16 protein-coding genes, 1 tRNA gene and 2 pseudogenes are annotated in these 21,222 nt (G+C 73.0%); 14 read left to right on the forward strand and 5 right to left on the reverse strand.

The features are described from left to right. Positions 1–607 precede the first annotated feature (607 nt). Complete coding sequence (locus tag HCC30_RS20675) at positions 608–1,354, forward strand: bifunctional DNA primase/polymerase (protein ID WP_169444096.1); 747 nt, start codon at positions 608–610, stop codon at positions 1,352–1,354. 549 nt (positions 1,355–1,903) lie between these two features. Here the strand turns inward: HCC30_RS20675 and HCC30_RS20680 are convergent. The 3 genes and pseudogenes from HCC30_RS20680 to HCC30_RS20690 form a co-directional block, all read right to left on the reverse strand. Continuing rightward, a complete protein-coding gene (locus tag HCC30_RS20680; protein ID WP_169444097.1) occupies positions 1,904–2,872 on the reverse strand; it encodes a DUF5926 family protein in 969 nt (322 codons plus the stop codon). Positions 2,873–3,482: 610 nt separating this feature from the next. After that, positions 3,483–3,854, reverse strand: a pseudogene (locus tag HCC30_RS20685) (ATP-binding protein); the annotation flags it as partial. Positions 3,855–4,084: 230 nt separating this feature from the next. Then, complete coding sequence (locus HCC30_RS20690; protein WP_346776728.1) at positions 4,085–4,951, reverse strand: glycerophosphodiester phosphodiesterase family protein; 867 nt, start codon at positions 4,949–4,951, stop codon at positions 4,085–4,087. A gap of 281 nt (positions 4,952–5,232) precedes the next feature. On the opposite strand from HCC30_RS20690, the gene HCC30_RS20695 reads away from it, so the two are divergent. From HCC30_RS20695 to HCC30_RS20705, 3 genes are all read left to right on the forward strand, one after another. Then, positions 5,233–6,822, forward strand: a complete 1,590-nt coding sequence (locus tag HCC30_RS20695) for a trypsin-like peptidase domain-containing protein (RefSeq protein ID WP_169444098.1) — start codon at positions 5,233–5,235, stop codon at positions 6,820–6,822. 112 nt (positions 6,823–6,934) lie between these two features. Further along, positions 6,935–7,022 (forward strand) — tRNA-Ser (locus HCC30_RS20700). Positions 7,023–8,034: 1,012 nt separating this feature from the next. Next, positions 8,035–8,481: an SRPBCC family protein gene (locus tag HCC30_RS20705; RefSeq protein ID WP_206324106.1), complete on the forward strand. Its 447-nt coding sequence runs from the start codon at positions 8,035–8,037 to the stop codon at positions 8,479–8,481. Positions 8,482–8,489: 8 nt separating this feature from the next. Here HCC30_RS20705 and HCC30_RS20710 read toward each other — a convergent pair whose 3' ends face one another. After that, positions 8,490–9,758, reverse strand: a complete 1,269-nt coding sequence (locus HCC30_RS20710; RefSeq protein ID WP_346776729.1) for an erythromycin esterase family protein — start codon at positions 9,756–9,758, stop codon at positions 8,490–8,492. Between the two features lie 75 nt (positions 9,759–9,833). Between HCC30_RS20710 and HCC30_RS20715 the strand changes: the two genes are divergently transcribed. Next, positions 9,834–10,892: an acyltransferase family protein gene (locus HCC30_RS20715; protein WP_169444099.1), complete on the forward strand. Its 1,059-nt coding sequence runs from the start codon at positions 9,834–9,836 to the stop codon at positions 10,890–10,892. A gap of 75 nt (positions 10,893–10,967) precedes the next feature. On the opposite strand, the gene HCC30_RS20720 is transcribed toward HCC30_RS20715, so the two are convergent. Further along, complete coding sequence (locus HCC30_RS20720; protein ID WP_169444100.1) at positions 10,968–11,372, reverse strand: rodlin; 405 nt, start codon at positions 11,370–11,372, stop codon at positions 10,968–10,970. A 454-nt stretch (positions 11,373–11,826) separates the two neighbouring features. Here HCC30_RS20720 and HCC30_RS20725 point away from each other — a divergent pair, with 454 nt between their 5' ends. The 9 genes and pseudogenes from HCC30_RS20725 (at position 11,827) to HCC30_RS20765 (ending at position 20,958) form a co-directional block, all read left to right on the forward strand. Continuing rightward, positions 11,827–12,096 (forward strand): hypothetical protein, encoded by a 270-nt coding sequence (locus HCC30_RS20725; protein ID WP_169444101.1) that lies wholly within the window; start codon positions 11,827–11,829, stop codon positions 12,094–12,096. Between the two features lie 145 nt (positions 12,097–12,241). Continuing rightward, positions 12,242–13,396: an acyl-CoA dehydrogenase family protein gene (locus tag HCC30_RS20730; RefSeq protein ID WP_169444102.1), complete on the forward strand. Its 1,155-nt coding sequence runs from the start codon at positions 12,242–12,244 to the stop codon at positions 13,394–13,396. Then, positions 13,393–14,385, forward strand: coding sequence for an OB-fold domain-containing protein (locus HCC30_RS20735; protein WP_169444103.1), 993 nt, complete (start codon positions 13,393–13,395; stop codon positions 14,383–14,385). Before HCC30_RS20730 ends, HCC30_RS20735 begins: the two co-directional genes overlap by 4 nt. Then, positions 14,385–15,437 carry an acyl-CoA dehydrogenase family protein gene (locus HCC30_RS20740; protein ID WP_169444104.1) on the forward strand — a complete coding sequence of 351 codons (1,053 nt, stop codon included), beginning with the start codon at positions 14,385–14,387 and terminating at the stop codon, positions 15,435–15,437. The genes HCC30_RS20735 and HCC30_RS20740 overlap by 1 nt, the downstream gene beginning before the upstream one ends. Next, complete coding sequence (locus tag HCC30_RS20745) at positions 15,434–15,844, forward strand: MaoC family dehydratase (RefSeq protein WP_169444105.1); 411 nt, start codon at positions 15,434–15,436, stop codon at positions 15,842–15,844. The genes HCC30_RS20740 and HCC30_RS20745 overlap by 4 nt, the downstream gene beginning before the upstream one ends. After that, positions 15,841–17,004, forward strand: coding sequence for a lipid-transfer protein (locus HCC30_RS20750; RefSeq protein WP_169444106.1), 1,164 nt, complete (start codon positions 15,841–15,843; stop codon positions 17,002–17,004). The genes HCC30_RS20745 and HCC30_RS20750 overlap by 4 nt, the downstream gene beginning before the upstream one ends. Positions 17,005–17,111: 107 nt before the next feature. After that, a complete protein-coding gene (locus tag HCC30_RS20755; protein ID WP_169444107.1) occupies positions 17,112–18,179 on the forward strand; it encodes a DUF1906 domain-containing protein in 1,068 nt (355 codons plus the stop codon). 173 nt (positions 18,180–18,352) lie between these two features. After that, positions 18,353–18,898, forward strand: a pseudogene (locus tag HCC30_RS20760) (SigE family RNA polymerase sigma factor); the annotation flags it as partial. 407 nt (positions 18,899–19,305) lie between these two features. Then, positions 19,306–20,958, forward strand: a complete 1,653-nt coding sequence (locus tag HCC30_RS20765; protein ID WP_169444108.1) for a long-chain fatty acid--CoA ligase — start codon at positions 19,306–19,308, stop codon at positions 20,956–20,958. Positions 20,959–21,222: the final 264 nt, after the last annotated feature.

Consider the following 21,222-nt stretch of genomic DNA (forward strand, 5'->3'; position numbering starts at 1 on the left):
GCCTCAACTACGGGATGTCCAGCATTGTCCCGGAGGCAACGATGGTGTCGACGCGCCGCAACTGTGTTCACGGAGCCAAGCCGTAACTGTGCGAAGTTGGCGTAAAACTATCGACGAGAAGCGTCAATTGCTGTCGACTGGAAGCACTTCGCTTGCCTGTGTGCTTCAACGCTCCCAAGAGGGGCGGCGGGCACGGGGATCGGTGCCACAGTGGCGGGTACGGAACCTGGCAGGGGGCGGCGGCGTCTGAGGACGTGGCGGCCTCGCACAGCCGACGTCCGGTTTCAGCTGTTCCGTCGTTCCGTCGGATCCGTAGCGGTCTCGACGTGCCCACGGTGTCGCCGTCGGACCCGCCGGACCCGCCGTACCGGCTCATGGCGGGCGCGCACCAGGCAGCAACAGGCGCAGTACACGCGAAACCCAGCACAGGTGGCAGCACGCAGCGCGATCGCCATACGCACGCCACCCCCCGCCAGGTACCACGCTCGGTCCGCAGCATGATGCGCTGACCAGCGCGCGCAGTGAGAAGAGTTCGACGCGGTGTGATGGGCTGAACGATCTGTTGTCGAGACGATCCGTTGGCGTTTACGGAAAGGAACGAGCGCATATGCGCGAGATCCTCGGAAGGCGACGCATGACCCGGTCATCGCTGCGCAACGCGGCGCTCACCTGTGCCACCCAGTGGCAGTGGCCCGTGCTGCCCGGTGCGGCACTCACCTCCCGCGATCCGGAGACGGAGGAGAAACGCGAAGTCCCCGTCGGCGAGGCCCCGATGGGCCCGCCGGGGGAGCCCGGCGACGGTGAGGCGGAGCTCGACGGCGCCTGCGCCTGCGGCGACCCCGACTGCGTCGTCCCGGGCGCGCATCCGCTCGACCCTGCGCTGCTCGCCGCCACCACCGACGCCCGCATGGTGCGCTGGTGGTGGACCAACCGCCCCTCGGCGCCGCTGATTCTCGCCACCGGCGGACGCGCGCCCTGCGCGCTCAGCCTGCCCGCCGTCGCGGGCGTGCGCGCGCTGGCCGAGTTCGACCGCTCGGGCGTACGGGTCGGCCCGGTGGCCGCGACGACCACCCGCTTCACGCTGCTCGTCGAGCCGTACCGGATGGAGGAGCTCGGCGAACTGCTCTACGCCCATGACTGGGTGCCCAGTTCGCTCCGCTTCCACGGCGGCGGCGGGTACGTCGTGCTGCCGCCCTCCGCCACCGGCGCCGGGCAGGTGCGCTGGGAGCGGCGGCCGGTCGCGGAGCGCGGCGCGGGCGGGGCGCCCTGGCTCCCGCGGATGGAGACGCTCCTCGACGGCCTGGTCGAGGCCAGCGCCGCGACCCCGGACACGGGCAGCACCCTCGCCTACTGAGGCCGGCGGCCGAACGGGCCGCCCGGCCAGGGGCGTTCATCCGGCGGCGCGTCACCCGTACGGGGACGGCGGTCGTGAGGGAGATGTGCGGGGCCGTGACGGGGTGTGCCGTTCCGTGGTGAGCGCGTGCCCGGCCGGGGGATCGGTATCCGGCCGTGACGGTATCTGTGGCCGTCTGGTGGTGTCTGTGCGGTGCGGGCACCGCGGGGAATGCGCGGCGCGGGAGTTCTTCCGGGGGTGTGCCGGGGGCTCGGGGGCCGTGGGCGCCGGTGCGCAACTCGCGGGGCGCGTACGGGAGTTGGGGAAGGGCCTCGGGGCGCCGCTCGGATGGCGGGCGGTTCCGGGCAGTAAAGAACCCGGTCGCTGGCGACGGGGGATGCACCAGCGACCGGGCTCCTAGAAAGGTAACAAGAGATTGGCCGTTCGCAAATTCGATCGCGCAGATCCGGACGCCGAATTACCGGCGGATACAGGGGATTAGAGCTGTGACGTGACGGGAGTCACGGTCACATCTCCTCCGCACGGCCATTGCGGAATCGTCCACTCCGGTCAGCTCAGCGTCACCTGGCGGTTGGTGAGACCGCTGCGGGCGCGCCGCTCGTCGGCCGTCAGAGGTGCCGGATTCCGCAGCGCCTCGGCCAGCCGCTCGCCGAACGCGGCGGCGGGCTTCTCGCAGTCCTCCGAGGTCATCGAGCTCGGCAGGTCCCACACCGGAACCGTCAGCCCGTGCGCGCGGAACGAGCCGACGAGCCGCGTCCCCTCGCCCAGCGAGGAGGAGCCGGCCGCGTGCAGCCGCGCGAGCGCGTCGAGCAGCTGCTCCTCGGGCGTCGTCATGACCCAGCGCAGGTGGTTCTTGTCCGGCGTCTCGCACCAGTAGGCACCCTCGGCGGAGGCGAGACGGGCCGTCGGGATCGCGGCTTGATTGGCTCGTTCCAGCGAGGCGGTGACCTCGGGCGAGGACTGCTCCGCGTCCTCCACCCAGAACTCGAAGCCGCTGTGCACCTCCGGCACCAGCGGGGCCTGCGGGTCCAGCAGGTCCTGGAGGCGCGGGCCGTCCGGCGCCGGGCGGGCCGTGTTGACCGGGGTGCCCGGCTCCGCCTCCAGCGCGCGGCGCAGGTTGTCGGCGAGGTCGCGGCTGATGTCGCCGGACGCCAGGTCGTTCTGCAGGCCGAGCAGCACCTCGCCGTTGTCCCGGCGCAGCGCGGGCCACGCCATCGGCAGCACCGTGGCCAGCCGCACCGCGGGAACGCCCTCCGGCAGCCCGTCCTTGAGTGTCAGCTCCGCCGTCGCCGCCGGGACCAGTTCGCGCAGCGCCACCCAGTCCGGCTCCCCGGCCAGGCCCTCGAAGGGACGGCGCACCAGCTCGGTCACCGCGTGCGCGGCCTCCCGCCCGTGGCATGCCTTGTAACGGCGGCCCGACCCGCACGGGCAGGGCTCCCGCGCGCCGACGACGGGGATCTCACCGTCGGCGAGCTGGGGCTTGGCGGCCTGGGTCTGGGGGCGGCGCTTCTTGGCCATGGCGTACGGCTCTCCGAATCTGCGGTACGAACTGTCGCCGCGAGCTTAGGCCCTGCGGCACCGCCCTTGCGCCTGCCCCGCTCCGAAGGGTGAACGGCCGCCCGCCGTCCCCGTACCGGCCCGGCCCGGGTGTGTCCCAACTGCCGTGGCCCGTACGCACGGTGAGCGTGGCGCACCGTGGGGACGGGCCCGGCCGGGATCAGCGGTGGCGCCGTTCCTCGACCGGCGCGTGGCCGGTGTTGTCCCGGGTGAGCGGTTCGGGGAGGGGAGCGGGGCGTCGGGCTCCGTTCCGCTTTCCCGTCCCGTCGCCGTGCCCGGGCTCGCGCCCGTCGCCGAGGGCGCAGTTGCCGCCGTGGATTCCGTTGTGGGTTCCGGCGGGCACCCCGTTGTGCCCGCCGTGCCGGGTGCCGTGTCCGTGCACGGCACCGGAGTTGAGGGCGCCGTCGAGTCCGTCGAGGCCCTCGATGGGGCCGACGCCCAGCTCGACGGCCGTGTCCGGTACCCGTCCCGGCCGCTCGCGGGCCGACAGCAGGACCCAGACGGTGACGCCCTTGACCTGCTCGCCCCAGCCCGGCTCGCCGGGCAGTTCGTCGTCGTGGATCTCCTCGGACACGCCCCAGTCGCGGGCGAGTGCGCTGATGATGGCGAGGCCGCGGCCGCCCCGCGCGGTGATCGACGGTGTGGCCGGAAGGGGTCTGGTGGGTCCGCCGCCGTCGGTGACGGCGATCCGCAGCTCACCCTCCGGTTCGCGGCTCCAGGCCGCCGTGACGTATGCGTCCCCCCTCAACGGCCGCGCATGGCGGCACGAGTTGCTCAGCAGCTCGGAAAGAACTAGTACGGCGTCGTCCACGACCGCATCCGGTGCGCCGCCCGCGAGGAGTTCCTCGCGCATCCTGCGCCTCGCTGCCCCCACGCCCATCGGGCCATGAGGTACGGCCATGGTCGACGAAGCAGGCACCTCCTGTGCCACCACCAACGCCACCCCCGAGACCTCCTTTGCCCCACGCCAGGGGATGAATGCCCCAGGAGAGTGGATCGGAAACCGGCCATGCACGCCGGGTTGACGCAATCCCAACGATCAAATACAGAGCGAATGCGCCGGTGCACTCCAGGTGAGTCCCGCCTGGACACGGACAAACACCGCGACGTGATCATGGGCAAGCCGGACGTTTGCGGGCGCGCCGTCCCGCCGGGTCCCGGCCGTGCCGCGGCTCAGCCGCCCTCGCCGCGCAGCCTGGCCCGTACGTGATGTGGCCGGTTCGTGATGATGGCGTCGACGCCGAGGCGGACGCACAGGTCGACGTCCTCGGGCTCGTTCACCGTCCACGCGTGCACCTGGTTGCCCGCCTCGTGCGCCTTCTGCACGTACTCCGGGTGGGCCCGCAGGATGCGCATGCCCGGGCCCGCGATACGGACGCCCGGCGGCAGCCGTCCCTCGCGGTGGCGGGGCAGCAGCAGTGACATCAGGTAGACGCCCGGGATGTGCGGCGCGGCGGCGCGCACCCGGTGCAGGGAGCGCGCGGAGAAGCTCATCACCCGTACCGGCGCCGGGAGTTGATAGCAGTCGAGCAGCTCCAGCAGCCGCTCCTCGACGTGGCCGGCCCAGCGCGTCGGATGCTTCGTCTCGATGGCCAGCTCGACGGGCCGGGGCGCGTCCGCGACGAGCTGGATCAGCCGCTCCAGGGTGAGCACGGAGGTGCGCTCGGCGTCCTCGTGCTCGACCGTCTCGTACGGGTCGCGCACGGGCTCGGGCCCCGGGACGCGGTGGACGCCGTTCCCGGCCGGATCCTCGTCCTTCCAGGAGCCGAAGTCGAGCGCGGCGAGATCGGCGAGTTCGAGCGCGGAGACGGCGCCGCGGCCGTTGGAGGTCCGGTTGACGCGGCGGTCGTGGACGCAGACGAGATGGCCGTCGGCGGTGAGCCGGACGTCGCACTCCAGCCCGTCGGCACCGTCCTCGATGGCCTTGCGGTACGCGGCGAGCGTGTGTTCCGGTGCGTCCTCGGAGGCGCCGCGGTGGGCGATGACGGAGATCGGGGACTCGGGGGTGCGCGGCGCCCCGCGGGGGATCTCAAAGCTCACCGGGTTATCGTGCCATCGCCCCGGAGGGGCGCCGGGAGGCGGCCTGTCCGAGGCGGCGCCGGACGCGTCCGGGACCTCCGCCGCCGGTGGCCGGTGTGCCGCCGGATGGCGCTGTGGACGACGCTGCGGATGCGTCCGTTTTGCGCGGGATAAAGGATGGCCCTGCGAGGCGGGGGTTCGGCTTACGCCCGCCTGACGCGTCATGAGGAAGGCTGTCCGTGGCTACCTGAAAATCTGCATGCCTGTCCTGGCGATGTCGTGTACCTGATGAGGAGAGAGCTGTGAGCACCGACCACGAGGGCGCTGCCGCCACGCCCGCGGCGGGGCCGACACCCACGCCCCCCGCGGTGCCGGGCACGGAGCCGAAGCACGAGACGACGGACCTGCGGCAGGTGCCCGACGAGGCGGCCGCCACCCCGCACACGACGACCGAGCGGCCGGCCGAGCCCGCCGCTTCCTCCGGCGCGGCCGGCGGCGCGAGCCTCGACAAGGCCGGGCCCACGCCTCCGCCGCCGCCCGCGCAGCCGCCCCACCCGGGGCAGCCGCCGCAGGCACCCCCCGTCGCCGCCCACCAGCAGGGCGGCTGGGGCACGCCCCCCGGCCAGGGCCCCGGCGACACCGCGAGCATGCCCCCGTACGGCGGAGGCGCCGCGGGGCACGGCGGCCCCGGTGGTCCCGGCGGCGCGGGCGGGCCCGGCGGGCCGCACAACCCGTGGGCCGCGCCGCCCGCGCCCGGCGGGCCCCGGCCGCGCCGGCGCGGTGGGCTGGTCGCCGCCGCGGTCGCGGTGGCGCTCGTCGCGGGGATCGTGGGCGGCGGGGTCGGCTTCGTCGTCGCCGACCAGCAGGGCAACGGCGGCTCGACGACGGTCTCCGCCGGTTCCGACCCCAAGACGCTGAACCGCTCGCCCAAGTCCGTCGCCGGGATAGCCGCCAAGGCCCTGCCCAGCGTCGTGACGATCCAGACCGCGGGCGGGGGTGAGGAGGGCACCGGCACCGGCTTCGTCTACGACAAGGAAGGCCACATCCTCACCAACAACCACGTCGTGGCCAGCGCCGCGCAGGGCAGCCGGGTCACGGCGACCTTCTCCGACGGCAAGAAGTACGAGGCCGAGGTCATCGGCAGCGCCCAGGGCTACGACATCGCGGTCATCAAGCTGAAGAACGCCGGCGACCGCAAGCTCGAACCGCTCCCGCTCGGCAAGTCCGACGAGGTCGAGGTCGGCGACGCGACGATCGCCATCGGCGCCCCGTACGGCCTCTCCGGCACCGTCACCACCGGCATCGTCAGCGCCGAGAACCGTCCCGTCGCCTCCAGCGACGGCCGCGGCACCAAGGCCTCGTACATGAACGCGCTGCAGACCGACGCGTCCATCAACCCGGGCAACTCCGGCGGCCCGCTGCTCAACGCGCAGGGCGCCGTCATCGGCGTCAACTCCGCCATCCAGCCCGGCGGCGGAGGCGGCGGCATGGGCGGCGAGCAGGGCTCGGGCGGCAGCGTCGGCCTCGGCTTCGCCATCCCCGTCAGCCAGGCCGAGCGCGTCGCCACCCAGCTCATCAAGACGGGCCAGCCGGTGTACCCGGTCATCGGCGCGACGGTCGAGATGGCGGGCTCCGGCGGCGGCGCCCGGATCGCGAGCCGGGGCGAGGGCGGTACCGAGCCGGTGCCGCAGGGCAGCCCCGCCGACAAGGCCGGCCTCGAACCGGGCGACGTCATCACCAAGCTCGACGACACCGTCATCGACAGCGGCCCGACCCTGATCGGCACGATCTGGACGCACAAGCCCGGCGAGAAGGTGAAGGTGACGTACGAGCGCGACGGCGCCGAGCGCACCACCGAGGTCACCCTCGGCTCCAAGAAGGGCGACGACTGACCCTCCCCGCCCGCCAGTTGACCTCCCCGCCCACCCCCGCCCCCGGCCCACGTGCTCCCCGACGGCCCCGGAACGGCTACCCTGGTCGGGCACTCGCCCCCGGGCGGTGCGGGGAGGTGTGCCCGAGCGGCCTAAGGGAACGGTCTTGAAAACCGTCGTGAGGTAACCCCTCACCGTGGGTTCAAATCCCACCGCCTCCGCCGAGGTAGAGAAGCAGCAGGTCAGAAGGGCCGCCCCTCCGAGAGGGGCGGCCCTTCTGCGTGCAGGGTGTCTCACCCCGTTTCGCGTCTATCCCACCGTTGACCAGTGCGTGTGGGCCATCTGTGAGCCAGGATCGGCTCAGCTCTCCGCCTCCAGCTCCCGCACGCCGCGCCACGTCCACCGGGTCCACCCCCGCCTTGATTCACAAGGATTCGAAGTGACGCGGCCCCCGTTGGCTCCCCGGAAAAGGCTGCTGTGCTGTCCGGCGGCAGGAGGCAGTTGCTCTTCTTGGCTAACCCTGACCAGGTGTTCATGATCAGGCGGGAGGTTCCCAGCGATGCGGCGATTGCCGAAGGATTCGCCCGCCGCGCCGTTGTGGTGAGCACAGGTCCTACGGCTTGAACGTGGCTGGGTAAGGAGATCCGCAGCCTGCGTGACTTCCGGAGGGCGTCACCGAAGGTGGCGTTTGCGCACCAACGGCGCTGCTGGCAGAGGTAGTTGCGCGCACCGCAGTAGCGGCCGACGAAATAGGAAAAACAAGAAGGGCCCCGGGGTCCGGGGCCCTTTGAGAGGAGGCTTGTCAGCCTCCGAAGAGGATCGACTTAAGGGCGCCGATGTCCAGAGGCGTTGCGGCGATCAGATTCTGAAGGATTTCCAGTGCTACATGCGTCGGGGACACGGTTGAGCCTTTCATTGTGTAATTAACATTTCACATACTACCCTCTGTGATCGTTTGGCTGCGAATCGGCCATACAGCCCCGACCGGCCAACTCGCGGCTTGGGTATGGGACATGGCGTGCCGGCGGCCCCGGGGCCCCGACGGCGCACCGGCGTGCAGGGCGGCGATCAGTCCTTGGGGGCGAGGGCCGTCTGCGTGGCCGGGCGTGGGGGTCACTCGTCCGGGGCCCGTCGGCTGTGCGGGGGGTGCGGTCGGGGTGAGGCTCGGAGGGTGGGTCCGGGGTGGCCGGAGATGCGGTGGCGGGCCCGTCCGTCGAGTCCAGGAGCGTGATGATGGCCCGGAACCGTTGTCTGATCCTGAGCTCGCCGTCCGAGGTCTGGGGTCTGCTGTCCGAGGGGCACCGCTACTCGGAGTGGGTCACGGGAACCCAGCGGATCCTCGGCGTGGACCCGGAATGGCCGGACGTCGGTGCCCGTCTGCAAGTCCGCGTCGGCGTCGGTCCGTTGACGTTCGACGACACCTGCGTCGTCCGCGTCTCCGAGCCGCCGTACCGCCTGGAGCTGGAGGCGAAGGCCGATCCCTTCGGCGCGGCCCGGATCGCCCTCAAGCTGGCCCCCTGGGGTGAGCACACCCTCGTCACGCTCGACTGGCACCCCCTCCGGGGCCCCGGAACCCGGATGCACGGACTCCCGGTGGACTACATCGTCAGTACCCGCAACGGCATCATGCTGACGAAGCTGGCCCGGATCGCGGTACGCGAGCACTTCGGGCCCATGTGAGGCCGCGCTCACGCCTCCTCCGCCAACCCCGGGCTCATGGTCGGCAGATGGGCCAGGAGGTCGTAGGCGGCCGGGAGGTCGGTGGGAGTGGTGAGGTGGGCGTGCCGGAGGGCTGTGGGGGCCGGAGTGCCGCGCGCGGGGCGGAGGTCGAGGAGGACGGGGTGGTCGGCGGGGAGGGTGTGTTCGATGGTGTCGGCGGCCGGTGGGCCGAGGGGGACGGGGTGTACGGCGATGCCGTGCGGGGCCTGCGGGTCAAGGCCGGCGTCGGTGGTGGTGCCGGTGCGGGCCGTGAGGCCGATGGCGAGGTAGCCGGGGCCGAGGTCGGCGGCCAGGTGGCTGCCGGTGGAGGTCATCGGCGCGTGCGGGAGCAGCCGCATGGGCACCCGCTGCGCGTGCGCGTTGTGCAGCATCAGCACGACGCGGGCGCCCGTGCCGTCGCCGGTGAGGCCGGTGCCGCCCGTGGTGTGGGGCGCGCGGAGCAGGCGGACGGTCTCGGCCATGTACAGGTCCCGCGAGGAGGGCAGCGTCAGGGGCGGTTCGCCGGGCGGCGGCGGGGCGAGGGTGCCGAGGTGGTGCAGCTCGCGGAGCTGTTCGTCGAGGCGGAGCGCGCCCAGCGCGTGGTGCCGGGCGACGGTGTGCGCGAGCGGGTCCGGGCCGGGGTGGAGCGCGTCGAGGCGGAGCAGCAGCCGGGCCAGCGCGGTGGTGGCGGCGTCGCGTACGGCGGTGTCCAGTGCGGCGTAACGGGCGGGCGCGGCGCCGTTGTTGGGGGAGTCGTACGGGGCGGTGGCCTCGATCGCGGCGTCGGCGAAGGGGAGGTGGCCGGGGTGGTGGGCCGCGAGGTGGGCGCGGACGCGTTGCAGGGCCGGCAGGGGTGAGCCGCCGGAGCCCGGCACGTCGAGGCCGGTGAAGCGGATGCGGTGGCCGGCCGCGTGGTGGGCCCGGAGCCGGCGGAGCATCGTGTGCATCTCGGGGAAGTCGCCGAAGCGGAAGGTGAATCCGTGCCGTGCGACGGTTTCGACGTCGCCGGGACCGCCGCGTACCCAGTCGTCGACGAGGTGGCCCTCGGCGAATCCGGACTCGAAGGCGAGCACGTCGAAGCCGAGCTCGGTGACGAGCAGGTCCAGTATCCGGGTGCGCAGTTCGGTGAACTCGCGGATGTAGTGGCTGTTCTCGCCGATCGCCACGACGCGTGCGTCGCCGACGAGTTCGGCGAGGCCGGTCAGCTCCGCGTCGAGCGGCAGGTGCCGTACGGTCTCCGGCAGCGGTGCGGTGGTCACGCGGTGTCCTCCCGTGGGTCTCGCCGGTACGCGGCCGGCGTGGGCCTCCTGGCGTGTACACATACAGTGGGGACGATGTCTGACGCACCCCCCGGACCGTCCCCGGCGGCGCGGCACGCGGCGCCGCGGGAGTCGCCGCCCAAGCAGCGGGACCCGTTCTTCGACAACGCCAAGTATCTGGCGATCGTGCTGGTCGGGATGGGTCACGCGTGGGAGCCGCTGCGGGACGGATCGCGGGCGGTGATGGGCCTGTACATGTTCGTGTACGCCTTCCACATGCCCGCGTTCGTCGTCATCTCCGGCTATTTCTCGCGGAGTTTCACCGGCCGCCCGGATCAGCTGAAGCGGCTGGTGACGGGAGTGGCGGTGCCGTACGTCCTGTTCAAGGCGGCGTACGCGCTCTTCGAGCGGCTGACGGGGGACGACCCGGACAAGCCGATCGCGCTGCTGGAGCCGTGGTGGCTGACCTGGTTCCTGGTCGCGCTGTTCATCTGGCGGCTGACGACGCCGCTGTGGAAGCTGGTGCGGTGGCCGGTCGGGCTGGCGCTGGGCTTCGCGGTGCTGGCCTCTGTCGCGCCGCACATCGGGGACGACCTGGACCTGCAACGGGTGCTGCAGTTCCTGCCGTTCTTCGTCGTCGGGCTGGTGCTGGAGCCGCGGCACTTCGAGCGGCTGCGCGGCAAGCGGCCGAGGCGGCTGGCGCTCGTGGTCATGGCGGCCGCGCTCGGCTTCGCGTACTGGGCGGCCCGGCACATGAACGACGTGTGGTTCTACCACCGTGAGAGCGCGCAGGAGCTGGGCGCGCCCTGGTGGGCCGGGGTCGTGATGACGCTCGCCCTGTTCGGCTGCTCGATGGTGCTGACGGGGTGCTTCCTGGCGTGGGTCCCGCGCCGCCGCACCTGGTTCACGGCGCTGGGCGCCGGGACGCTCTACGGGTACCTGCTGCACGGTTTCGTCATCAAGGGCGCCGAGGCGGCCGGCTGGTACGCGGGCTGGCCGCACACCCCGTGGGGCGCGGTGGTGGTGACGCTCCTCGCCGGCGGCGTGATCACGCTGCTGTGCACGGAGCCGGTGCGGCGCGCGTTCCGCTTCGCGGTCGAGCCCCGCATGGACTGGGCCTTCCGCAAGGGCTGACGGCGGGGGACGGAGAACGGGACGGGCCCGTGGTCACCGCACCGGTGACCACGGGCCCGTCGGGCGCGTGCTGCGTCAGGAGTCGTTGCCGACGCCGTTGCCGGAGATGATCGGGACGCCGTCCACGATGTGCGAGAGCGGCTCGTCGCCCTTGCTCTGGGTGGAGTTGTCGGCGCACTGCTGGTTCTGCGGGTTGGAGAGGACGTTGATGTCCTGCACCGTGATCGGGACGAGGCCGATCAGCGAGCCGATGTTGGCCTTGACCGGCACGCCGAGGCAGAGGTCGTTCAGCGAGCCCTGGACGGCGCCGAGCTGGCCGCTGAGGTCGCCGTTGGTGGCGGAGTTGCCGTAGGACGAGCTCGACCCGTTGCCCGTCACGGACTCGGTGCCGTCGCCGCCTTCGGCGACGGCGGTGCCGGCGGTGCCGGCGATGCCCGCCGCTGCGAGTCCGAGGGCGGCCACGGTGGAACGGATGCGCATGGTGTCTCCTGTGCGTGCTCAGGGCGGGTGAGATTCACCGGCGATAACAGCCGGGGGTGGTGCGGGGTTGCGCCGATTGACCCTTTCGGAGGGCTGTGTCCGGATGCGTTCGCCGGATGTCGCCGCTGATTCGTACACGGATTCGGTGCGGGAGGGCGGAGGCGGGGAATCCGGCGGGGGCGTGCGCCGGTGCGCGGTGGCCGCGGGGGCCGGGGCCGCGGCGGGGCCCTTGCGGGGCAAGGGGCGTGCGGTGCGGGATGCCCGGTTGTGGTGGTTCGGGGCGTGCGGGAGGTTTATCGGCTCGTCGTCATGCGTGCGGGCGAATGGCCCGGTCCGGGGTGGTTCGCCGGGCGGGGCATGCGCAACTCTGGTTCCGCGACGTCGCAAGTTCGCCGGGGCAGCGGTCCAACTGCCGTACCGGGCAACGTAGTTACCGTCAGTGGAGGAATGAACCATGGCACGCATCCGTACCGCTCGCGTTCTCGCCGCAGCCGCCTCCGTGCCGCTCGCCTTCGCCCTGATGAGCGGTGTGGCACAGGCCGACAACGGCGGCTTCGCGAACGACGGTTCGAACGCGAACGTCAACAGCCAGACCCAGGGCGCCGTCGGGGACGGCGCCAACACCAACCAGGCCAACAACGCCAACGTGAACGGCCACGGCAACCTGATCGACCAGGACAACCACACGGCCAACGTGAACTTCACGAACCTCTGGGGCTGGTGACCCGGGTCCCCGTGCGGGCCTGACGCACGGGGCGCGGTGAGTGAGGCGGCGCGCCCGCGTACGGAGTCGGTCCGGACGCGGGCGCGCCGCTGTGCGCGGGTCCGGTCTCTTGACAGTCCGCGCAGATCTGACGGACAGTCAGAAAATGCATCTCGCCCCGACCGAGCGGCAGCGGCGCCTGCGTGCCGAGCTCCGCTCCTACTTCCGCGAGCTCATACCCCCCGACGAACGCGCCGCCGTCGAGGCGGACCGGGAACGCCGGAGCGCGCTGCTCCGCCGCATCGGCGCCGACGGCCTGCTCGGCCTCGGCTGGCCCGAGGAGTACGGCGGCCAAGGGCGCGGCCCGGACGAGCAGTTCGTGTTCTTCGACGAGGCGTACCGGGCCGGGGCACCGGTGTCGATGGTCACGCTCAACACCGTCGGCCCGACGCTGATGAAGTACGGCACCGAGGAGCAGAAGGCGTACTTCCTGCCCCGCATCCTGCGCGGCGAGCTCGTCTTCGCCATCGGCTACACCGAGCCCGAGGCGGGCACCGACCTCGCCTCGCTGCGCACCCGCGCCGTCCGCGACGGGGAGGCGGAGTGGCTGGTCGACGGCAGCAAGGTGTTCACCAGCAACGCGCAGAACGCCGACTGGATCTGGCTCGCCTGCCGCACCGACCCGGAGGCGCCGAAGCACCGGGGCATCTCGATCCTCCTCGTCCCCACTCACGCGCCCGGCTTCTCCTGGACCCCGATCGACACCGTCGGCGGGCTGCGGACCACGACGACGTACTACGACGGGGTGCGGGTGCCCGCCGGGAACCTCGTCGGCGAGGAGAACGGCGGCTGGCACCTCATCACCAACCAGCTCAACCACGAACGCGTCGCCCTCGCGGCCCTCGGCATGCAGGCCGAGGACGCCTTCGCGCAGACGCTGGCCCGCGCGCGTGCCACCGGCGTGGCCGAGGAGCCCTGGGCGCGGATGCGGCTGGCCGAGGCGCACGCCCGGCTGGCGGCGACCCGGCTGCTCAACTGGCGCCTGGTCGGCGACGTCGGCGCGGGCACGCTCAGCCCGGGCGACGCGAGCGGCGTGAAGTTCGCGGGGACGGAGAGCACGGTCGCGGTGTACGCGCTCTGCCAGGAGGTGGCGGGCGAGGCCGGCCTCGTACGCGCCGGGGAGCCGGGCGTACTGGGCGACGGCGAGCTGGAGCGGATGAACCGGGCCGCGCAGATCAACACCTTCGGCGGCGGGGTGAGCGAGGTCCAGCGGGAGATCGTCGCGACGATGCGGCTGGGGATGCGGAGGCGGAAGCGGTGACGGAGCAGGCGACGGCGACTCCGGCGGGCCCGGAGCCCGGTGACGCGCTGTACGAGGAGCTGCGGGCCTACGAGGGGCTGCCCGCCGCGACGGCCGGCACGGGGCCCGACCCCGTGAACCCGGCCATGATCCGGCACTGGTGCGAGGCCCTGGGGCACCCCGTACCGCCGGACGGCTCGGCCCCGGAGACCATGCTCCAGGTGTGGACGATGGCCGGGCTCGCGGGGCGCACCGGCAGGAGCGGGCCGTACGACGCGCTGCTGGGCGCGCTGGACGGGGCGGGGATGCGGGCCGTGGTGGCCACCGACTGCGAGCAGGAGTACCTGCGTCCGCTGCGGCCCGGGCAGGCGGTCAGCTTCGACGCGGTGATCGAGTCCGTCTCGCCGCGGAAGACGACGAAGCTCGGTACGGGCCACTTCGTGACGACCCGGATGGACGTCCGCGCCGACGGCGAACTCGCGGGCACCCACCGGTTCCGCATCCTCAAGTACGCGCCGGCCGAGCGCGGTCCGGCGCCGAAGAAGAAGGAGGCCAGGACGCGGCCGCGTCCCGTGGTCAACCGGGACAACGCGGGCTTCTGGGAGGGCGTCGAGCGGCACGTCTTCCTGTTCCAGCGGTGCGCGGACTGCGGTGCGGCGCGCTTCCCGTGGCTCCCCGGCTGCAACGCCTGCGGCTCGCCGCGCTGGAAGCCCGAGGAGTCCACCGGCGAGGGCACCGTCTACTCGTACGTGGTGATGCACCATCCGCCCTTCCCCGCCTTCACCGTCACCGAGGACGCGCCGGAGGGGACGGGCGGTCCCTACGCGGTCGCGCTGGTCGAACTCGCCGAGGGGGTGCGGGTGGTCAGCAACGTCACGGGGGTGCCCTGCGACCGGGTGCGGATCGGGATGCCGCTCTCGCTGGAGTTCCAGCGGGTGGACGGGGGCTCGGGGGACGGGTTCACGCTGCCCTCCTTCCGGGCCGCCGGTGACGAGGAAGGGGCGGCCTGATGGACTTCACGCCGGAGGAGGGGCAGGAGGCGGCCCGCGCGCTGGCCGCCGAGATCTTCGCCGACCTGTCCTCGCACGAGCGCCTGAGCGAACTGGGCACCGCCACCGACGCACCGCTGTGGAAGGCCCTCTGCGCGTCCGGACTCCCCGCGGCCGTCGAGGAGATCGGCCTGCTGGGCCTCGCGCTCGTCCTGGAGGAGCAGGGGCGCCGGACGGCGCAGGTACCGCTCGCCGTGACCTGCGCGTACGGGCTGCTGCCGCTGGCCGCGCACGGCAGCGCGGAACAGCGCGCCGAGCTGCTGCCCGCGCTCCGCGAGGGCACGGCGGTCGCCACCGGCGTCCTCCCGGAGCGGCCCCAGGTGCGGGCCGCGGGCGGGCTGCTGAGCGGCACGGTGCCGGTGGTGCCGTGGCTGCGGGACGCCACGCACGTGGTGCTGCCCTGCGCCGAGGGCCGGTTGTGGCTGCTGCGGACGGCGGAAGCGGGCGCCGTCACCGAGCCCGTGGAGACGACGGCGCCTTGGTCGGCCGGGCGGCTCACGCTCGACGGCGCGCGGGCCGAACCGCTGCACGCCCCGTACGCCTGGTTGCGCGCCTGCGTACGGACGGCCTTCGCGGCGCTTCAGGCGGGGGTGTGCGCGGGCTCGCTGGAGCGGGCCGTGGCGCACACCGTCTCGCGGGAGCAGTTCGGGCGCCCGCTCTCCGTCCACCAGGGCGTCCAACTGCGGGCCGCGGACGCGTACATGGACACCGAGTCGATCCGGGTCACCACCTACGAGGCGGCCTGGCGGCACGACCGGGGGCTGCCCTCGGAGACGCACGCGCTGACGGCCGCCTGGTGGGCGGCGGAGGCCGGGCGGCGGGTCGTGCACAGCGGGCAGCACCTGCACGGCGGCATCGGCGCCGACCTGGAACACCCCGTCCACCGCCACTTCCTGTGGGGCCGCCAGCTGGACGCCGCGCTCGGCTCACCGGCGAGGCTGCTCGCCGAACTCGGCACTGCGCTGGCGACCGGACCGGAAGCGGAAGCGGAACCCGAGGAGGCCGGGGCATGAGCGCGGAGATCACAGAAGGCGCCGAACTGCCGCCGCTGGAGGTGCCGGTGACGCGCACGCTGATCGTCGCGGGGGCCGTGGCAAGCCGCGACTTCCAGGACGTGCACCACGACGCCGAGGCGGCACGGGAGAAGGGCTCACCGGACATCTTCATGAACATCCTGACGACGAACGGACTCGTCGGCCGCTACGTCACCCAGTGGGCAGGGCCCGGCGCCCGCCTGCGGAAGGTCGCCATCCGCCTCGGCGCGCCCAACTACCCGGGCGACACCATGACGTTGACCGGATCGGTCACCGGAGTACGGGAAGCGGAAGGCGAACCGGAGGCCCGGTCGGTGGAGATCGCCGTCACCGGACGCAACCGGCTCGGCAAGCACGTCACCGGCACCGTGGTGGTGACCGTATGAGCGCGGCACGGGGTTCCGCGCTGGGCGGGAAGGCCGCGGTGGCCGGGATCGGCGCGACGGAGTTCTCCAAGGACTCGGGGCGCAGCGAGCTGAAGCTCGCCGTCGAGGCGGTGCACGCGGCCCTGGACGACGCGGGGCTCGCGCCCTCGGACGTCGACGGCATGGTCACCTTCACCATGGACACCAGCCCCGAGATCACCGTCGCGCAGGCGGCCGGGATCGGGGAGCTGTCCTTCTTCTCGCGGGTGCACTACGGCGGCGGCGCGGCCTGCGCGACCGTGCAGCAGGCGGCCATGGCCGTCGCGACCGGGGTGGCCGAAGTGGTCGTCTGCTACCGCGCGTTCAACGAACGCTCGGGGCGCCGCTTCGGCTCGGGCGTGCAGCACCGGGAGCCCTCGGCCGAGGGCGTCGCGCTCGGCTGGTCCCTGCCGTTCGGCCTGCTGACGCCCGCCTCCTGGGTGGCGATGGCGGCCCAGCGCTACCTGCACACGTACGGGCTGACGCCGGACGCCTTCGCGCCCGTCGCGGTCACCGGCCGGCGGCACGCCGCCACCAACCCGGCCGCCTACTTCCACGGCAAGCCGATCACCGCGGCCGACCACGCCGCCTCCCGCTGGATCGTCGAACCGCTGCGGCTGCTGGACTGCTGCCAGGAGACCGACGGCGGCCAGGCCGTCGTCGTCACCACCCCCGAACGCGCCCGTGACCTGCGCCAACGCCCCGTCGTCGTGGCGGCGGCCGCGCAGGGCGCCGGGCGCGCGCAGGAACAGATGACCAGCTTCTACCGCGACGGTCTGACGGGGCTGCCGGAGATGGGCGTCGTCGCACGGCAGCTGTGGGACGCCGGGGGCCTGCGGCCCTCGGACGTCGACGTCGCCGTCCTCTACGACCACTTCTCCCCGTTCGTCCTGATGCAGCTGGAGGAGTTCGGCTTCTGCGGGCGCGGCGAGGGCTCCGGGTTCGTCGCGGCGGACGCGCTGCCGCTCAACACCCACGGCGGCCAGCTCGGCGAGGCGTATCTGCACGGGATGAACGGCATCGCGGAGGGCGTCCGGCAGGTGCGCGGCACTTCCGTCAACCAGGTCGACGGGGCCGGGTGCGCGCTGGTCACGGCGGGCACCGGCGTCCCGACCTCGGGGCTGCTGCTGACGGCGGACTGACGGGGCTGCCCCGCCGGACGCGAGCCGTGCGGGGCAGATGGCTGAATCGGCGGGGGCGCCGGGCGAGCCTGACGGGTGGCGCGCCCGTCGCCTTCTTCACTCGCCTTATGCGGACCAACAGTCAGATCGTACGAAGAGTCACTGTCCCGGTCGTTGTCGTCGCCGCCCTCGCCACCCTGGTCACGGCGGGCGCTCTCCCCGCAGCGGCCGACACCCCTCCCGGCACCCCCGAACCCGGCACGGCCCCCGGCACCTCACCTGACCCCGCAGCGGCGGCACCCGGCCCCGCCGCCGACGAGACGCCCGAGGGCGTCCGCAGCGCCGTCGAGCGCGAGATCGGCGAGGCCGTCGCCACGGACGTCACCGGCTCGGACACCGGCCAGGCGGCCGAACCGGCGCGCACCGGCGGCCGGGCGCCGCAGACCGGAACCGTGCGCGACGACCCGCGCAACGGGGCGCGGATCTTCACCGGCGAGGCCTTCGACACCTGTAGCGCCCCCTCCGAGCAGACGATGCGGACCTGGCGGAAGACGTCCCCCTTCGGCGCCGTCGGCGTGTACTTCGGCGGACGGGGACGCGGCTGCGCGCAGCCCAACCTGACCCCGGACTGGGTGCGCTCCGTCGACGGCATGGGCTGGAAACTGCTGCCGCTGTACGTCGGTTCGCAGTCCCCGTGCGTCCGCGCCGAGCACAAGAAGAAGTTCCGCATGAGCCACCAGGACCCCTGGGCGCAGGGCGCGCGTGAGGGGCAGGACGCCGTGCAGCGCGCGAAGGAGTACGGCCTGGGTGCCAAGAGCCCCCTCTACCTCGACATGGAGGACTACAACCACGCCGACAGCCGCTGCGCCGCGACCACGCTCAGTTTCGTCAAGGGCTGGAACACCCGGGTGCGCGAGGCCGGTTACCTGCCCGGCTTCTACAGCAGCGCCGCCTCCGGACTGGCCCACATGGAGAACGCCCGCAAGGGCCTCCACCCGGCACTTCCCGAGGCCGTGTGGTTCGCGCGGTGGAACGGCAGGGCGGACGTGAACAGCGAACCGGTGCTCGCCTCCGGCTCCTGGAGCCCGCACCGCCGCATCCACCAGTACCAGGGCGACGTCACCCGCAGTTACGGCGGCGTACGGCTCAACATCGACCGCAACCGGGTCGACGCCCCCGTCGCACGACTGGGCTGACCAGCAGGTTTCCGAGGACGCCCGGACGGTTCCCGAAACGCACCCTGAGAACGCTCCCGGGGTCCTCCACCTAAAGGAGGTGGAGGGCGTGCCGCCTCTACACCCAGAGGCGGAGGACGCTTCGGGACCTCCGGTCGATCCAGTTGACGCCGGGCGGCTTCTAGCGTTGAGCCATGACCACGCCTGGGACCGTCCGGACCGACCGGAGCGCCGACACGACAGCGACGCAGCGGGAACCGCTGACGTTCACGGCGTACGTGCAGGCGCGCGGGCCGGTGCTGCTGCGCACCGCCCGCTCGCTCACGTCCGACCCGCGCGACGCCGAGGACCTGCTGCAGACCGCGCTCACCAAGACCTACCTCGCGTGGGACCGGATAGAGGACCACAGGGCGCTGGACGGCTACGTCCGGCGCGCGCTCCTCAACACCCGCACCTCCCAGTGGCGCAAGCGCCGCGTCGACGAGTACGCCTGCGAGGAGCTGCCCGAGCCGGAGCCCGAGCAGGGCCCCGACCCGGCCGAGGCGCAGGCGCTGCGGGACGCGATGTGGAACGCGATCCTCAAACTCCCGGCCCGCCAGCGCGCGATGGTCGTCCTCAGGTACTACGAGGACCTGAGCGAGGCGCAGACCGCCGCGGTGATGGACGTCTCCGTCGGCACGGTCAAGAGCGCCGTCTCCCGCGCCCTGTCCAAGCTCCGCGCGGACACCCAGCTCACGGCCGACATCACCGGCTCCGCCGACGGCCCGCACCCCGACGGCCCCCGCCACGACTCCGTCCCGTACGACGTGACGGTCTCCCGCGAGGGGCCCGGCCCCTCCGCCGCGCGCGGGGCCCGTCCGGCCGGGCATGTGCCCGCGCAGCGCACGGTGCACTCGCTGCCGACGCTCGCCCAGGAGGTCGCGGGCGCCCCGGGAGGTGCCCAACTGGCCGCCGCCTAGCGCACGATGGGGACGCGTACCGGCCGCGCTCCGTCCGTGGCCCCGTGATGGCTCTACGTGACCGCGCACACAGCCCGACCCCGTGACATACCTCCCGGTCGGTGGCAGGCTTCCGTGGCATGGCCCGTTACCGGTGCGTAATGGGCCCGCCGCATCCGCACAACCCGGTCCACCACGGGAGGCCCCCGGTGCTCAGCACGATGCAGGACGTGCCGCTGACCATTTCGCGCATCCTCCGCCACGGAGCCGCCGTTCACGGCACCTCGCGCGTCACCACCTGGACGGGGGACGGCGAGCCGGACCGCCGGACCTACCGGGAGGTCGGCGTCCGCTCGGCGCAGCTCGCGCACGCCCTCGCCGACGAGCTCGGCGTCGAACGCGGCGACCGGGTCGGCACCCTCATGTGGAACAACGGCGAGCACCTGGAGGCGTACTTCGCCGTCCCCTCCATGGGCGCCGTGCTCCACACCCTCAACCTGCGGCTTCCCGCCGACCAGTTGACCTGGGTCGTGAACCACGCGGCCGACCGCGTCATCCTCGTCAACGGCACCCTGCTGCCGCTGCTCGCCCCCGTCCTGCCGGACCTGGAGAGCGTGGAGCACGTGGTCGTCGTCGGCCCCGGGGACACCTCCGTCCTGGCGGACTGCCGCGCCGCGGTGCACGAGTACGAGAGCCTGCTCGACGGACGCCCCGGCGCCTACGACTGGCCGGAGCTGGACGAGCGCGAGGCCGCCGCCATGTGCTACACCTCCGGCACCACCGGCGACCCCAAGGGCGTGGTCTACTCCCACCGCTCGGTGTATCTGCACGCCATGCAGGTCAACACCACCGAGGCGATGGGTCTTTCGGCCGCCGACACGACCCTCCCCGTCGTCCCGATGTTCCACGTCAACGCCTGGGGCATCCCGCACGCGGCCTTCATGTCCGGCGCCGGGCTGCTCATGCCGGACCGCTTCCTCCAGCCCGCGCCGCTCGCCGAGATGATCGAGAGCGAACGCCCCACGCACGCCGCCGCCGTGCCCACCATCTGGCAGGGTCTCCTCGCCGACCTGGACGCCAAGCCGCGCGACATCTCCTGCCTCCGTTCCGTCACCATCGGCGGCGCCGCCTGCCCGCCGTCGGTGATGCGCGCCTTCGACGAGCGGCACGGCGTACCCGTCGTGCACGCCTGGGGCATGACGGAGACCTCGCCGCTGGGCACCGTCGCGCTGCCGCCCGCCGGGCTCAGCCCCGAGGAGCAGTGGCCGTACCGCCTCACCCAGGGCCGCTTCCCCGCCTCCGTCGAGGCCAGGCTCGCCGCGCCGGACGGCACCTTCGCGCCCTGGGACGGGGAGACCGCGGGCGAGCTGGAGGTCCGCGGACCGTGGATCGCCGGTGCGTACTACGGGGGCGCGGGCGAGGAACCGGTGCGCCCCGAGGACAAGTTCAGCCCCGACGGCTGGCTCCGTACCGGTGACGTGGGCGTCATCAGCCCCGACGGCTATCTGACGCTGACCGACCGGGCCAAGGACGTCATCAAGTCCGGCGGCGAGTGGATCTCCTCGGTTCAGCTGGAGAATCTGCTGATGTCGCACGAGGCCGTGGCCGAGGCCGCGGTCGTGGCCGTCCCGGACGAGAAGTGGGGCGAACGGCCGCTGGCCACCGTCGTTCTGCGCGAGGGCGCGGGCGAGGTCTCGTACGAGGAACTGCGTGCCTTCCTCGCCGAACGCCTCGCGCGCTGGCAGGTGCCGGAGCGCTGGGCGGTGATCCCCGAGGTGCCGAAGACCAGCGTGGGTAAGTTCGACAAGAAGGTCCTCCGCGGCCACTACGCCGCCGGCACCCTCGACGTCACCTCCCTCTGACACCGCCCCCGCGCCCTCTTTCCCGGGGGCGCGGGGAACTGCGCGAACGGCCACGACGTACGGGCGGCCCGGTGACGGCAGTTGTGCACCCCGCGCCGGGGCGGGCCCGCGCTGCGCTTGCCAGCCCTGCGCCTGAGGCGCAGACCTCCCAAGCGGGGTGACCCCGCGAATAAGGGGCGCGGGGAACTGCGCAAGGCCTCAGCCCCGACGCAGCCGCACCCCGCACCGTGGCGGGCGCGGCTGCGCTTGCCGGCCCTGCGCCTA

The organism is Streptomyces sp. HNM0574 (genome assembly GCF_012726235.1).
In the GTDB taxonomy this organism is placed as follows: Bacteria; Actinomycetota; Actinomycetes; order Streptomycetales; family Streptomycetaceae; genus Streptomyces.

What these genes read in the sequence shown, in the direction of transcription:
- HCC30_RS20675 (WP_169444096.1), top strand. Translation starts at nt 608, where the DNA reads ATGCGCGAGATCCTCGGAAGGCGACGCATGACCCGGTCATCGCTGCGC.
- HCC30_RS20680 (WP_169444097.1), bottom strand. Translation starts at nt 2,872, where the DNA reads ATGGCCAAGAAGCGCCGCCCCCAGACCCAGGCCGCCAAGCCCCAGCTC.
- HCC30_RS20705 (WP_206324106.1), top strand. Translation starts at nt 8,035, where the DNA reads ATGGCCCGGAACCGTTGTCTGATCCTGAGCTCGCCGTCCGAGGTCTGG.
- HCC30_RS20715 (WP_169444099.1), top strand. Translation starts at nt 9,834, where the DNA reads ATGTCTGACGCACCCCCCGGACCGTCCCCGGCGGCGCGGCACGCGGCG.
- HCC30_RS20720 (WP_169444100.1), bottom strand. Translation starts at nt 11,372, where the DNA reads ATGCGCATCCGTTCCACCGTGGCCGCCCTCGGACTCGCAGCGGCGGGC.
- HCC30_RS20725 (WP_169444101.1), top strand. Translation starts at nt 11,827, where the DNA reads ATGGCACGCATCCGTACCGCTCGCGTTCTCGCCGCAGCCGCCTCCGTG.
- HCC30_RS20730 (WP_169444102.1), top strand. Translation starts at nt 12,242, where the DNA reads ATGCATCTCGCCCCGACCGAGCGGCAGCGGCGCCTGCGTGCCGAGCTC.
- HCC30_RS20740 (WP_169444104.1), top strand. Translation starts at nt 14,385, where the DNA reads ATGGACTTCACGCCGGAGGAGGGGCAGGAGGCGGCCCGCGCGCTGGCC.
- HCC30_RS20745 (WP_169444105.1), top strand. Translation starts at nt 15,434, where the DNA reads ATGAGCGCGGAGATCACAGAAGGCGCCGAACTGCCGCCGCTGGAGGTG.
- HCC30_RS20750 (WP_169444106.1), top strand. Translation starts at nt 15,841, where the DNA reads ATGAGCGCGGCACGGGGTTCCGCGCTGGGCGGGAAGGCCGCGGTGGCC.
- HCC30_RS20755 (WP_169444107.1), top strand. Translation starts at nt 17,112, where the DNA reads ATGCGGACCAACAGTCAGATCGTACGAAGAGTCACTGTCCCGGTCGTT.